Annotated in this window: 12 protein-coding genes; 6 read left to right on the top strand and 6 right to left on the bottom strand. The window is 36.0% G+C overall.

Translation table 11 applies throughout. The features are described 5' to 3' along the window. Positions 1 to 18: 18 nt before the first annotated feature. Both BW727_RS03010 and rpmG read right to left on the bottom strand, forming a co-directional pair. The gene (locus BW727_RS03010; protein WP_062472159.1) at positions 19 to 567 is read right to left on the bottom strand and encodes a 5-formyltetrahydrofolate cyclo-ligase; all 549 of its coding nucleotides are present in this window, start codon (positions 565 to 567) and stop codon (positions 19 to 21) included. Positions 568 to 619: 52 nt separating this feature from the next. Beyond that, the gene (gene rpmG, locus BW727_RS03005; protein WP_062472163.1) at positions 620 to 769 is read right to left on the bottom strand and encodes a 50S ribosomal protein L33; all 150 of its coding nucleotides are present in this window, start codon (positions 767 to 769) and stop codon (positions 620 to 622) included. Between the two features lie 216 nt (positions 770 to 985). Between rpmG and BW727_RS03000 the strand changes: the two genes are divergently transcribed. Both BW727_RS03000 and BW727_RS02995 read left to right on the top strand, forming a co-directional pair. Further along, positions 986 to 1,354, top strand: coding sequence for a hypothetical protein (locus BW727_RS03000; protein ID WP_062472166.1), 369 nt, complete (start codon positions 986 to 988; stop codon positions 1,352 to 1,354). Between the two features lie 2 nt (positions 1,355 to 1,356). Beyond that, positions 1,357 to 1,821 (top strand): hypothetical protein, encoded by a 465-nt coding sequence (locus BW727_RS02995; protein WP_062472170.1) that lies wholly within the window; start codon positions 1,357 to 1,359, stop codon positions 1,819 to 1,821. A gap of 49 nt (positions 1,822 to 1,870) precedes the next feature. Here BW727_RS02995 and BW727_RS02990 read toward each other — a convergent pair whose 3' ends face one another. Then, positions 1,871 to 3,901 (bottom strand): peptidoglycan D,D-transpeptidase FtsI family protein, encoded by a 2,031-nt coding sequence (locus BW727_RS02990; protein ID WP_062472173.1) that lies wholly within the window; start codon positions 3,899 to 3,901, stop codon positions 1,871 to 1,873. Positions 3,902 to 4,044: 143 nt separating this feature from the next. On the opposite strand from BW727_RS02990, the gene BW727_RS02985 reads away from it, so the two are divergent. Then, complete coding sequence (locus BW727_RS02985; RefSeq protein ID WP_062472176.1) at positions 4,045 to 6,711, top strand: YfhO family protein; 2,667 nt, start codon at positions 4,045 to 4,047, stop codon at positions 6,709 to 6,711. A 122-nt stretch (positions 6,712 to 6,833) separates the two neighbouring features. After that, positions 6,834 to 8,552 carry an IS1182 family transposase gene (locus BW727_RS02980; protein ID WP_149025714.1) on the top strand — a complete coding sequence of 573 codons (1,719 nt, stop codon included), beginning with the start codon at positions 6,834 to 6,836 and terminating at the stop codon, positions 8,550 to 8,552. Here the strand turns inward: BW727_RS02980 and BW727_RS02975 are convergent. Then, entirely contained in the window at positions 8,534 to 9,142 is a 609-nt protein-coding gene (locus BW727_RS02975) for a superoxide dismutase (RefSeq protein WP_062472315.1), read from the bottom strand. The two genes, BW727_RS02980 and BW727_RS02975, sit on opposite strands and share 19 nt — an antisense overlap. Positions 9,143 to 9,291: 149 nt before the next feature. On the opposite strand from BW727_RS02975, the gene BW727_RS02970 reads away from it, so the two are divergent. Beyond that, on the top strand, positions 9,292 to 10,077 hold the full coding sequence (locus BW727_RS02970; protein WP_062472312.1) for a DUF1189 family protein: 786 nt from the start codon (positions 9,292 to 9,294) through the stop codon (positions 10,075 to 10,077). A 44-nt stretch (positions 10,078 to 10,121) separates the two neighbouring features. Here the strand turns inward: BW727_RS02970 and BW727_RS02965 are convergent, their stop codons facing one another. Next, positions 10,122 to 11,441 carry a DEAD/DEAH box helicase gene (locus BW727_RS02965; RefSeq protein WP_062472309.1) on the bottom strand — a complete coding sequence of 440 codons (1,320 nt, stop codon included), beginning with the start codon at positions 11,439 to 11,441 and terminating at the stop codon, positions 10,122 to 10,124. A 123-nt stretch (positions 11,442 to 11,564) separates the two neighbouring features. Here BW727_RS02965 and zwf point away from each other — a divergent pair, with 123 nt between their 5' ends. Next, positions 11,565 to 13,058 carry a glucose-6-phosphate dehydrogenase gene (gene zwf / locus BW727_RS02960; protein WP_062472305.1) on the top strand — a complete coding sequence of 498 codons (1,494 nt, stop codon included), beginning with the start codon at positions 11,565 to 11,567 and terminating at the stop codon, positions 13,056 to 13,058. Positions 13,059 to 13,106: 48 nt separating this feature from the next. Here zwf and BW727_RS02955 read toward each other — a convergent pair whose 3' ends face one another. Next, entirely contained in the window at positions 13,107 to 14,066 is a 960-nt protein-coding gene (locus BW727_RS02955; protein ID WP_062472302.1) for a DHH family phosphoesterase, read from the bottom strand. Positions 14,067 to 14,072: the final 6 nt, after the last annotated feature.

The following is a 14,072-nucleotide window of genomic DNA, read 5'->3' as shown; positions in this document are numbered from 1 at the left end:
GTTGCATCCTTAATCGCATTATTTAGCAGCAAGAAATATTTTTCCAATAGGCACATCATGACCTTCAATTAACCTGTCTACTTCATTTTTAATTTGCAGTGGATATGCTAAAGAAATTGTTTTACCGTTGTAATCTTTTAAATAACGATCATAGTAGCCGCCACCAAAACCAATCCGGTATCCTGATTGATTAAAAACAACACCAGGAACAATTAATAAATCAATTGCTTCTTTGGGCTGTGGATGTGTTTTAACAGTGGGTTCTAACAAACCAAACTTACTCAATTCTAATTTCGTATCAGGCTTGTATAAGTAGAAATACAATTTTCTATCGGTTGTGCTGTAAGGGATAGAAACTGATTTACCCTCTTCCCACGCCTGTTTGATAATGGCTTCCGTGTCCACCTCAGGATAGCGTGATAAGGTAATACCAATATGTTTTGCTTGTTTCCACTCTTGGCTTGCAAAAAGTTGATTTTGTATATCTATATTATATTCTTTTCTAATGGCATGTGGAATTTCTCTTAGCTCTTTTAATACTTGAAGACGAATATCTTTTTTCAGCATTAAGAAACCCCTTTCTTTATTTTAATAAAAAAAACAACAGGAGGCCCTGTTGTTATTTAACTTCACGATGAAGGGTAACTTTTCTTTCACGTGGGCAGTATTTTTTAACTTCCAAACGATCTGGATTGTTACGTTTGTTTTTAGTAGAAAGATAATTACGTTCTTTACATTCTGTACATTCTAATGTAATGTGTACTCTCATTGTTTATACCTCCAAACATAAAAAAATTGAAGACTCTCATCTTCTTGCATTCTGAATTGTATCATTTTATTTGCTGAAAAGCCAGCCTTAAATAACAACTGATTTTATTATACACTTTATTCAAGATAATAAAAAGAAAAAGTTGAGGTTGCACAAAGTAATGTGGCATATTAAAATGTTAATGATGAATGAACATTAAAGAATTGGGGTGAAAATATGGAATTATGGCCAATTATTATACTTTTATTAGTGATATCATCTATTCTTTTAGTTATTTCATTCTTTGTTAATAATAATGATGATGGTGTTCTAGCTGAAGTCGCTGAATACACCTTGCAAATGACAGAAGAAATTCAGGCACTAAAAACACGCATTACTCAACTCGAGAAAAACCTTGGTACTCCGAATGAAGAAATTACTGTAAAAAAAGTTAATGATATTACCAAAAAACAAGTTTTAAAACTCTATGAAAATGGCAAAACTTTTGATGAGATTGCGGACCAATTAACATTACCTGAAACAACCGTTGAGTTAGTCATTGATAATCATCAAGATTCAATGGACGATAGCGATAGAAAGGATTAGACATGAAAAAAGAAAAATTACGTTTTCTGGCCTTGGGATTCTTTTTATCTGCCATCTTTCTAATGGCCTTCCAACTATTACAAAGTAGTGGTTTTAATATAACAAATTTGAGCATTACCGAAAATGAAACAACTACCGAATTATCTATAGAGTCTACGAGTGAGAGTGTTGCATCGTCTTCAGCATCTTCACTATCGCGACCTGAAGAAAGTTCAAAAGAAGAATCGGTCAGTTCTGATACTGATTCTAAGACGGATAAACCTATTTTATTTACTATAAAAGAAGGTGAACCATCTTTAGTTATCATTGAAAATCTCCATAAGGCAGACCTTATCGATGATATTGACGCGGCTCAAGCCTATCTAGAGAAAGAGAACTTGGCAAGTCGTATTCCTTTTGGAACTTATGAATTAACCAAGGACATGACCTATCAAGAAATTTTTACTACCTTCATTACACAAGAGTAAAATAATGAAACAAGCAGGCTTGCCCTTTATATTGGGTAAGCCTGCTTGTTTAATTATATCCAAAATAAGCATCTAAAGTTGCGCGAGCAAGATCTCCAGCCGGTATAATAGTATCTGATTGGATGTACGGGACAACTACCGCAACAGAAATTTCTGGTTTATCCGCTGGTGCAAAAGCAACATAGGTTGAATTAGTCGTTTGACTATTCAAAATCTCATCAACGTCTCCCTGGTAGAAAGACTCCCCTGAACCTGTCTTGCCTGCTACTCCTACTGGATAGTTAGCAAAATTTCTGTAAGAACCTGTTCCTGGATCATGGGTTACTGCCCAAAAACCAGCATGGACACGTTCCATTGCTTCAGCACTTACATTAACCTGATTCATAATAATAGGTTCTTTCACTAGTTCAATAGGACCCAAGCCACCTAATTCATCTGAACTTCTAATTTCTTTAACTAAACGTGGCGCATAACGAGTTCCACCATTAGCAATGGTTGCAGCGTACTGAGCTAATTGTAAGGGGGTATAGTTATCAAATTGTCCGTAAGACTGGGCAAGAACCAGCCCTGGATTATCGGGAATTCCTAATATTCCAGAAGACTCGGAAGGTAAATCAATACCGGTTTTAACACCAAGACCAAATTGTGAATAGTAGCTTCTCAACTGGGCAAGTGTATCGTCCATGTCAATACCAATCTTGGTATTATTTTCAAAATTATATTGGCCACCAATCATTAAAGCAATTTTAATCATATAAATGTTTGATGATTTTTCCAAAGCACCAATGTCGTTTAAAGAGACACTGCCATTTCGGTTAAACAAAGAAGAGATTCTTTCTGTACCTTCAAATGTGATTGGTTCATCCACCATAACGTTATTATCAAAGTCAATCACACCTGACATATAGCCTGCTAAAACGGTTGCTCCTTTGATGCTCGATCCAACAATAAAGTTCTCATTTAAAACACCATGAACACTATCAGTAATTTCACCTGTATTTACATTAATTTTCTTTCCCGTCATCCCAATAATATCACCATTATTGGGATCCATTGCTACAATGTAAACTCGGTCATTCCAAGGATCAATCCGACTTTCTAAGAAATTTGTCGCAATCGTTTCAATTTGTTTTTGAAACTCGATATCAACTGTTAAGACTAAATTATCACCTGGTTTACCTTTATAAGTTTCTGTTGTGGTCACAACTTCTCCATCTTGATTGGTAACCGTGTCAATTCTCGCTTTAGTCCCACGTAATACCGTTTCGTATTCCTGCTCTAAATAAGCATCTCCTACTCGATCATTACGTGCATACCCCATCGCTAAGTAAGTTTCGAGCATATTGGTTGGGATACCTGTTTTCTCTGAAGTGACGCCACCAAAAATGGTTGCTAACAAGGAACCGTTTGGATAGACACGTGTCCAGTCTTTTGAAACATTGATACCTTTCAATTGTGCCAGGTTTTCACTTACGGTTGCTAATTCCTTTTCAGTTACATTTTCATTCTTTATATTTATATTGGTTAATGCAGTGGCACCATTCATTTTTTTAAAAATGGCTGCCGCTTGTATTTGCTTTTCTGAAAAGGCAATGTCTTGTTCAGTTATTTTCGCTAGCTCCACTTCATAAACTTCGCTTCCGGAAAGTAGTTTTTCATCTTCAGTTAATCGATCAAGTAAAGTCTCACGATTAGAAGCAGCCCAAAAATCTTTTTTATCTCTTTCACTCAATCCACTGTCATCAATCTCTATCATATCGGATAATTGCAAAGCTGTCTCTGCCATCGAGGCAGCACTGTCGTTGGTTCCCCTGGTATAGGTAATTGCATGTTGCGCTTCATTCCCGACGAGCACATTCCCATTTCGATCATAAATTAATCCCCGCGGAACTGTTTGCGTAATTAGCGTTGTCTCTGTTCTTCTAACAATTGCTTCGAATTCCTCGCCTCTAATAATTTGTAAATATCCTAACCTAATAATAATGGTTGAGAAGAGAACAAATACAATAAAAAATAAGAGATTCAATCGAAAGGGAATATGAGATTTATTTTTTTTAAATTCGTGATTTTTCTTGTTCACTGTTTACACCTCTTGTTCCTTCACATTCAATAACCTATTATAACAAAAAAAAGTGCTAATTCAACGGCCAGTCAGAAATGCATTACTTTCTTAACTATGGTATTTTATTAAAAGACTAACACTGGTAAGGGAGGAAACTTTATATGTCTTCATCTAAAAAACAAATCTATTCACATAAATTTTTATTAATACTAGCCTTTCTTTTACCTTTTTTTATTATGACTATTATTTATATAGCTATGGGTGTTTACCCCTTTGGAAAAGAGACACTATTGACAATTGACTTGGGCCAGCAATATGTTGATTTTTTAAGCTATTATCGCCACACTTTATTACATGAACCGCAAGCACTCTTTTATTCTTTCTCTAAAGGAATTGGCGGTGAAATGACCGGTTTATGGTCTTATTATTTAAATAGTCCTTTTAATTTAATCATGCTATTATTCCCGCAGCGTTTTTTACCGGTAGGGGTAACTGTTTTATTATTAATTAAAATTGCCTTATCAGGTTTATCATTTGCTTACTTATTGATAAAAAAATTCGAAGGAAAAGATTTACTCGTTCCTATTTTTTCACTTTCTTATGCACTTATGGGATTTATAATTGTCAATCAGCTACATATCATGTGGTTAGATAGTCTTATTTTCCTTCCCCTTATCATATTGGGGCTCGAAAAAATAATTGATGGTGAGAGTGGCGTTTTTTATAGTTTAATTTTAGGGCTTGCTTTATTCTCCCAATATTATTTAACCTATATGATCTGTCTGTTTCTCATTTTTTACTTTGTATTTGCAATAGTTAAACAGACACATACTAAATTTTTTACTCGTTCACAGACCATTCGCTTCTATATTAATCGTTTTTTAAAATTCACTGGCTATTCTCTACTTGCAGGCGGTCTAGCAGCCTTTTCACTTCTGCCTAACTTCGTATCCCTTCTAGGAGGAAAGGCCAGTCATACAAGCGAAATATTAGATTGGGGACTAAAGTACCCTTTCCTAGAGGTTTTGTCAAAATTTTATATTGGTTCTTTTAATTTTGACCAAATGCCAAGTGGCCATCCAAATTTATTTGTTGGAACCGTGGCTATTATTAGCTTCCTATATTACTTAGTTAATAAAAAGTTTTCTTGGAAAGAACGCTTAACTGCTACCCTCTTGACAATTTTTTTCTTTTTCAGTATGAATGTTGATTTTCTCAATAAGGTTTGGCATGCTTTCCAAAACCCAGCCTGGTATCCGTACCGTTTTTCTTTTCTTGTCTGTTTCTTTTTTATTTTAAACGGTTTTAGAAGTCTGAATAAGACATTACATTTTCCACTTTGGTTTGCTATTACCTTATTATTTTTGCAAACAGCTAGCGCCTTATATGTTCTAAAGAAAGATTTTTCATTTCTAACCCCACTTCAAGTACTAGCAACAGTTCTTTTACTTGTTTTTGTTCTTGTTTTATTTTTACTAAGGGAGACTGAATATAATTGGTTACCGGGACTTTTATTATTGGTCACAATAGTAGAAATGAGTGCGAATGCGGCAATTGATTTAACACGACTTAGCTATGTCGATATGGCACCCTTCAATGATTATCAGAGTGTTTTAAACACTATGCTTGCAGATATACGTCCACCTGAAGATGATTTCTATCGTATTGAAAAAGTGTTCCAGCGTTCTAAAAATGATAGCTTTCAAGCGCATTACCCAAGTGCATCACATTTTAGCTCGACTTTTGAAACCGAAACACCAGGTTTATTCGGACGCTTGGGTTTTCCGGATAGCTCCTTTGTGATCTCCTATTCATCAGGAACTTTGTTTACGGACGCTTTTTTTGGTATTCGCTATATGATTGAAAATAAACCATTGCCAGAAACCATCCAAAATACAGAGCATTTTTATGATTTACGTGCAAATGCAAATCGACCTGACCTTACACACTACCAATTAATGTCGGAAGCATTTCGGACCAAAACTTATCAAAATCCATATGCCTTATCTCTAGGGTTTACAGCCCCTGAAAAAATATTATCTACTAACCTAGAAAATAGTCGACCGATAGAAAATCAAGAAAAAATTCTAGAGGCCTTAAGCGTGAGTTCTGTTTTTCAGCCCTTCTACGCAGAGGTTCCAATTAATACTCTTATAACAACTAATATCCGTTCTAGCCAGAGCAGTGATTTAAATAGAACTTATACGAAGAAAGATACGAATGAAGACGCCAGCTTAGAAATTCAATTGACTACTAAATCTAAGGACCCTTATTATCTGGTTCTTGATTCAAAAATCGATAAAGACGTAGCTGACTTAAAGCTGGACGGTCAACCACTGAACTATTATAAAACATACCGTAATGATCAAGTTATCAATCTCGCAAGTGGAGTTAACGACCAACACATACAGTTTACGTTTGATTTTAAAAAAGAATCACTCACTATCCATGATTTGAGAGTATATCAGTTTGATCAGAAAGAATTCGAGCGTGTAGTAGCCGAAACAAAATCGAATCAATTGGATATCGATTCTTTTTCTCAGACAAAAATTGAAGGTAGCGTGATGGCAGATGCTACTAAGCCGGTATTAATGTTCACGATCCCCTATTCAAACGGTTGGAAAGTAAAAGTTGATGATAAAGAGGTTGATACACTCGAAGTTTTAGATAGTCTTTTAGCGGTAAATATTGACCCTGGCTACCATTCTATAAAATTACAGTATCAAACTCCTTATTTATGGCAAGGAACACTCATTTCCCTCACTTCACTTGGTATTGTTTTTATCATTAGCAGAAAAAAAGGGGCTGGGAAAAAACTTAGTCTCTGAATAAAGAAAATCCCCCACTCTTTCATTTTGAAGGAGTGGGGAATTTTTATCGTTTTAAAAGACACAGTGAGTCGAATACCTTATAATTTAAGTACGACCAAAAACCAAAGGAGTGACTCACCGTGTATCAAAATTATAACACAATGGAAACAGCCTTCACACTACAATTGGATTTTACAATCCCGAATGACCATGAAGCCCGCCTCATTAGCCGTTTTGTCGATTCGATTCCTTCGGAATTTCTTCTGGAAGAAACGTCTCATACAGGTCGTCCTGCTTTTCATCCCGCCATGCTTTTAAAAATGTGTTTGTTTGCCTATAGTCGCACAACCTTTTCTGGACGCAAAATAGAACGGATGAATGAAGAATCCATTCCTATGAAGTGGTTAACGGGCGATACTCCTATTAGCTACAAGACTATCAATAATTTCCGGTCAAGTGAGCACGCATCAAAACTCATCAAGTATGCCTTTATTCTTTTCACAACACTCTTGAGTGACAACGGCTTGATTCATGAAGATGCGCTCTATATCGATGGTACAAAGATACAAGCCGATGCCAATATTTATAGTTTCACTTGGAAGAAAGCAATTGCACGCTATGAAGCGAAACTCAATGACAACGTTTCACAATTGTATGAGGAGCTCATCCAAGCAAAAGTAAACCTCGCTCTATCGGAAGAGACCTTACAAACATCCGAAGGCATTGAAGAAATAATCGGTTCCCTAGACAAAGAACTTGTGGCCGTTGAAGCGGCGATTACAGAAGAAAAAGTGATTCCCAAAGGGGGTTCAAAACTGAAGCGACGTCGTCGCATCCTCAAGAAACATCGGAATAAATGTAAAAAAGATTTCTTGCCGCGTAAGCAACGCTATAAAGAAGCAAACGCCATATTTGATGGCCGCAACAGTTTCTCAAAAACAGATACAGACGCAACGTTCATGTGCATGAAAGAAGACCCGATGAAGAACCGTGAGTTAAAACCAGGTTATAATCTTCAAGTCGCATCGAGCAATCAGTTTGTCATTGCGTATGATATTTTTTCAAATCCGACGGATACACGCACGTTTATCCCTTTTTTAGAATCTATTCAAACGTTAGATTTATTTAAATATATCGCCGCAGACGCTGGCTATGGCAGTGAAGAAAATTACGAGGCGGTTCTGGATACCTTTCAGAAAGTACCGCTCATTCCATACGGCATGTATCATAAAGAGAACAGTAAAACCTATCGTTCTAATCCTAAACACCGCGCTAACTGGGACTATGATGAGATTAAAGATGCTTATACAGATTTAGACGGCGTCCATTTTAGTTTCTCACATTACAGTACGCGAAATGATAAGAACGGTTACCAAAGACAATTTAAAGTATACAAGGCTGATGAGGAACAACCGGACGAAACACGCAAGCAATTAGCCAAGACACCGAAAGGTGCCCAGCGCCAGACAGCGGTCAACTATAACTGGGAATACTTTAAGCAGCATGCAAAAGAAAATCTTGAAAGCGATCGTGGCAAAGAAATCTACGCACAACGAAAAATTGACGTAGAAACTGTTTTTGGTCGTTTGAAAGGTGTATTTGGCATGCGCAGAACCCATGTCAGAGGTAAGCAAGCCGTTCATAATGACATCGGCATCATGCTTATGAGCATGAATCTTACAAAACTAGCCCTTGAGGCTAGAAGGAAAGTGGGTTCTTTTTACAAAAAAGCAGTAAAAAATAAAAATCGTAATGAAACAATCAGAATTTTGATTCTTTCATTACGATTTTTTTATTGGAGGCTAGTTTTTTCCCAGCCCTTTTTAATTGAGTTTATTTATTATTTTGCTGCTTCGTAACGTTTGTTTACTTCATCCCAGTTAACAAGATTCCAGAATGCATCGATGTAGTCCGCACGCAAGTTTTTGTAATTTAGATAATAAGCGTGTTCCCAAATATCTACTCCAAGAATAGGAGTTTTACCATTTGAAATTGGGCTATCTTGGTTAGGAGTTGACATTACTTCAAGTTTACCGTTATTTACAACTAGCCATCCCCAACCAGAACCAAATTGCGTTGCAGCTGTTGTTGCAAATTTCTTTTTGAAGTCTTCAAAGGTTCCGAAAGCTTCTTCAATCGCATCTTTAACCGCACCTGTCGGTTGGCCGCCACCATTTGGAGATAAAACTTCCCAAAATAATGAATGGTTTGCATGTCCTCCAGCATTATTGCGAACAGCAGTCCGGATATCTTCTGGAACTGCATTTAAATCAGCAAGTAATTCTTCAACTGTTTTATCTGACAAATCCGGATGTTTTTCTAATGCAGCATTTGCATTATTTACATAACCAGCATGATGTTTGTCATGATGAAGGTGCATTGTCTCCTTGTCAATACTTGGTTCTAGTGCATCGTAAGCGTATGGTAAATCTGGTAATTTGAAAGCCATTAATAATTCCTCCCAAAATTTATTTTAAATCTAACTAATTTCATATTACCATTCAGAAGGCTTTAATTCAAAATTTATGCTTATCATTTTCAAGATTGCCTTTTCTATTTTTTTTCGCTAAGCTGTTATTATATTTAAAAAGGAAGAGTGTGGTTAACATTTCATTATTTAAAATAATTAAAAATACATTTATGAATCCAAAAGAACTCTGGAAAGTAACAGCCTTAACAAGAGGGAAAGCTATTAAATTATTTTTCTTAACTGCTCTTATCATGTCTATTCCTTACGCATTAGACAGTGTTAATGATTTAAGAACAATTGGGAATGACATGGGGAAAATCGCTGAGAGAATCCCTGCTTTTGTTATTGAAGATGGTGAAATCAAATTCGAAACTGACCTCGATCGACCATTTATTTCTAAAACAAATACGGTGACACTCTTTATTAACTCTGATCAACTTAATGAATCGAATTTGATTGATAAAGAAGTTGCCCGTGTTCCAATTAGCTTGTTTTTAGAACAGACAAAACTTATATTTAAAACGCCCCAACAATCTTTTGAATTCAATTATGATTTATTTGAAGGGTTATCAGATGCGTTTTTTAAAACCATCATGAACCAGTTTAACAACCTTAGCTTTTTTACACTACTACCAATTCTAATTGTAAGTTTTCTGGCAGGTATCATTGAAACAGGCGTTCAAGTTCTATTACTAACGATGATGGTCAACATTTACGCACTCTTATCTCGGTTACAACTGCCATTTAGTCTAAATTTAAAGTTTGTTATGGTAGCTAGTTTTATACCTGTATCAATCTTTTCGCTTATGAATAGCTTTAGCATCTACCCGAACAGCCAACTTATACTTATCTCCATTTTAACTCTCTACTTTTACCATATAGGGGTTGTTAAACATTTAAAAGAAAACTTATAAAAAGAGGAGGCTGTTTATTCAAGTAGCCTCCTCTTTTTATTTACTTATTTTTTTCCTCTACGTTTTCCATCTGAACCTTTATTTTTACGAACTTGTTGCTTAATTTGCTCATTCAAACGGCGTTTATACCCTGGCTTAACATTCTTTTTGGCCTTCTTGACCATTCCTATAATACGTGAATCCGTTTCTTCCTTTTTCACTGGTTTCTTTCGATCGCGATTTCTTCTGTCGTCGATTTCAATAAATTCTTTGTCTTTAACAATAACCGGTTGAAATTTAATACCTACCTTTTCGATTGCTTCAACGCCTTCTAATTCATCAGGACCATATAAAGTAATCGCAGTTCCGGGCAAGTTTTTACGACCGGTTCGACCAATTCGGTGAATGAAAAATTCGGTATCTTTAGGAATTTCAAAATTAACAACGTGTGAGACACCTTCAATATCTAATCCCCGAGCTGCTAAATCGGTAGCAACCATAAACTGAAATTCTAGATTAAGAACGCGGCGCATAATTCTTTTACGCTCTCGAGCAGGGATATCTCCATGGAGTACGGCTAAATCATAACCTCGTCCGCGAAGGTCTTGAGCAATTTCATTTACTTTTTGCTTGGTATTTGCAAAAATAAGCGTGAAATAAGGTTGCCCGATTGATAAAACTTTATCGAGTACATCCAGTTTATCGCTCCCTTTTGTTGCTAACAAGTAATTAGTAATGGATGGGGCAATAATTTCTTTTGGTGATAAATTAATAACTAATGGATTATCCATATATTTTTTCAAGAAAGGTTGTAACTTGTTAGGAATGGTTGCCGAGAAAACCAGTATTTGCAGTTTATTTGGCAAACGACTCGCAATTTGGTCCACATCATGTAAAAAACCCATGTCAAGTGTCATATCAGCTTCATCCACAACAAATGATGTAGCAGTATGGATTTTTAGAACTTGCTCGTTAATCAAATCCAAAATTCGACCAGGTGTTCCAATAACGATATGTGGTTGTTGATTTTTTAATTTTGAAATTTGACGTTGCTTGTCGGTTCCGCCAACAAAATTAGAAATTCTAATTTCTTGAGGCGCGTGTTCGACGAGCTGTAGAGCAGCTTGGTATAATTGTTCAGCTAATTCTCTACTTGGTGATGTAATAACAATTTGGGTATCTTGGCTTGTGGCATCTAATCGATTAATAAGTGGAATAAGGAAGCTATGGCTCTTACCTGAACCTGTTTGGGATCTTCCCACCACACTATTATTTTTTTGAATGATTGGGATAATTTTTTCTTGTATTTCAGTTGGTTCGGCAAAACCCAACTCCTCAATAGCCTTTAAAATAAACGGCTTGAGATTAAATGATTCGAATTTCATGATGCACCTCTTCTGTCTCTTTGTATAGTTACGTGTTATTATAACACAAAACCTGTTGCAGTTAAAAAATGATAATAGTACAATAGAAAAATGAACATTTTCAAATAATTTGGGGAGGCTATTATGGACACTGATATCCGTGCACTATTTACTATTTTTGGAGCTACTGGCGATTTAGCGAATCGTAAGCTTTACCCTTCACTCTTTCGGTTATACAAAAAAGGGTATATTAAAAATAACTTCGCAGTTATAGGAACGGCAAGAAGACAGTGGTCGAATGACTACTTTCACGAGGTCATTACTAAATCTATTCAGAATTTGGTAGAGGATGAAACAGAGCTGCACGAGTTTATATCCCACTTTTATTACATCTCACATAACGTCACAGATGCTGATAATTATATCGAGTTAAAGAAACTGTCCGAACAATTAGATGAAAAGTATGCCATCAAACAAAATCGTATTTTCTATTTAGCAATGGCACCGCAATTTTTCGGTATTATTGGTGATATGCTTAGTTCTAATCATTTAATTACGGATGAAGGTTTCAATCGGTTAATTATAGAGAAGCCCTTTGGACACGATTTAGAATCAGCTACAAAACTGAATAATCAATTAACAAAGTCGTTTTCAGAAGATCAAATTTATCGTATCGATCATTACTTAGGAAAAGAGATGATTCAAAACATTTCTGCCGTTCGCTTCTCTAATATGATTTTTGAGTCGCTCTGGAATAATAAGTATATTGATAATGTTCAAATAACATTAGCAGAAACAGTTGGCGTGGAAGATCGTGGTGATTATTACGATAAAACAGGTGCTTTACGTGATATGGTACAAAATCATATTTTACAAACCGTTGCGCTTTTAGTAATGGAGCCACCATTATCTTTAAACGGTAACGATATACGAAATGAAAAAATTAAAGCTCTGCGTTCTTTGCATCTCTATAAAGATAGCAATGACGTCCTCAACAATTTTGTCAGAGGTCAATATGTTGCTAACGAAGAGATGCTCGGTTATACAGAAGAACCTAAGGTGAACCCGGATTCTCATACAGAAACCTTTGTCGCTGGTAAAATATTAGTTGATAATTTCCGATGGGCAGGTGTTCCTTTTTATATCCGAACTGGAAAAAGAATGTCTCAAAAAGATACTTATATCCATGTTCAGTTTAAACATGTTTCAATGGAACTTTTCCCAACAGAAGGTGTCGAAGATGTGGCCGAACCAAATATTCTAACGATCCATATCTCTCCTTTAGAAGGATTCTCTTTAAGAATGAATGCAAAGCGTGTAGGTCAGGGAACAGAAATACAAAACATTCGTATGCATTCAATTTTTGATGAGCAAGCTGTTGCTAACAGTCCAGAAGCGTATGAGCGTCTTCTGCTAGACTGTTTGAATGGAGATCCAACTAACTTTACCCACTGGCAAGAAGTTGAGCAATCATGGCGATTTATTGATTATATTCGTGAAACCTGGGACAGGAATGGATGGAAATTATTCGATTATGAAGCAGGCTCTATGGGCCCTAAAGAAAGCTTTGAATTATTAGAACGTGACGGGTTCGAATGGATTTCTTTTGACTGGGCTCGACATTACAAAAAAGATTAAAGAGAAAAACCACTTACAAAATAATAAATTGTAGGTGGTTTTTTTTACTTATTCTTTCTGCCAATCTCTAACTAGCGCATCAAAAGCAGTTAATATCTCATTAATCTCATGCTTATCCTTTGCATTTGCACCACTGGCCAAAGGATGTCCTCCACCATTATAAGCTTTTGCAACTTCATTGATAACCGGACCTTTTGATCGTAAGCGGCAACGATAATAACCACTCACTTGTTCAACAAAAATGCCCCAACATATTACCCCTTCAATGGTGCCAGGTAAAGGAACGACCGGTGCTGTGTCATCATCATTCACATCAAATTTATCTAATACTTCACGAGACAGAATAATAGATCCTACACCATTTTCACTGATTTTTAAATTTTGCAGCACATATCCCGATAATTGCGCAATTTTTTGAGAATTCGTATTCATTGATTGTGCTACTTCAGATGCCGAGAAATCAAAATCCATCAAATAAGAAGCTGTACGCAAAGTGTGCGCGGTCGTGGATGGATAAAGGAAACGGCCCGTGTCACCAATCATACCGGCATATAAAACTCGTGCAGCTTTATTTACCATAGGAAGTCGTTCTCCTAAATAAATGGATAAATCGGCGATGATTTCGCTACAACTACTTGCTTTAGTATTTACGAGACGAATATCTCCGTACTCATCATCGTTAGGATGATGGTCAATCTTTATCAGTTTTTCCCCTTGGCTATAGCGCTTATCATCGATTCTAGGACGGTTCGCAGTATCTGTCACAATTACTAACGAATGTGCATATTCTTTGTCCTCAATTTGATCCATAACACCTAAATAAGTTAAACTATCAACTTCAGAACCGACTACTCTTATATTTTTTTCAGGAAATTTATTTTTAATTAGATAAGCTAAACCTAATTGTGAACCAAGTGCATCTGGATCTGGCCGCAGATGGCGGTGAATAATAATGGTTTCATATGCTCTTATCTCTTCATAAATACGCTCGTATAATTCTTTAATCAACCAAAT

The organism is Jeotgalibaca dankookensis (assembly GCF_002005405.1).
GTDB lineage: Bacteria > Bacillota > Bacilli > Lactobacillales > Aerococcaceae > Jeotgalibaca > Jeotgalibaca dankookensis.
Note: the sequence above shows the minus strand (reverse complement) of the source record. Positions and strands in the feature narration are given on the sequence as shown.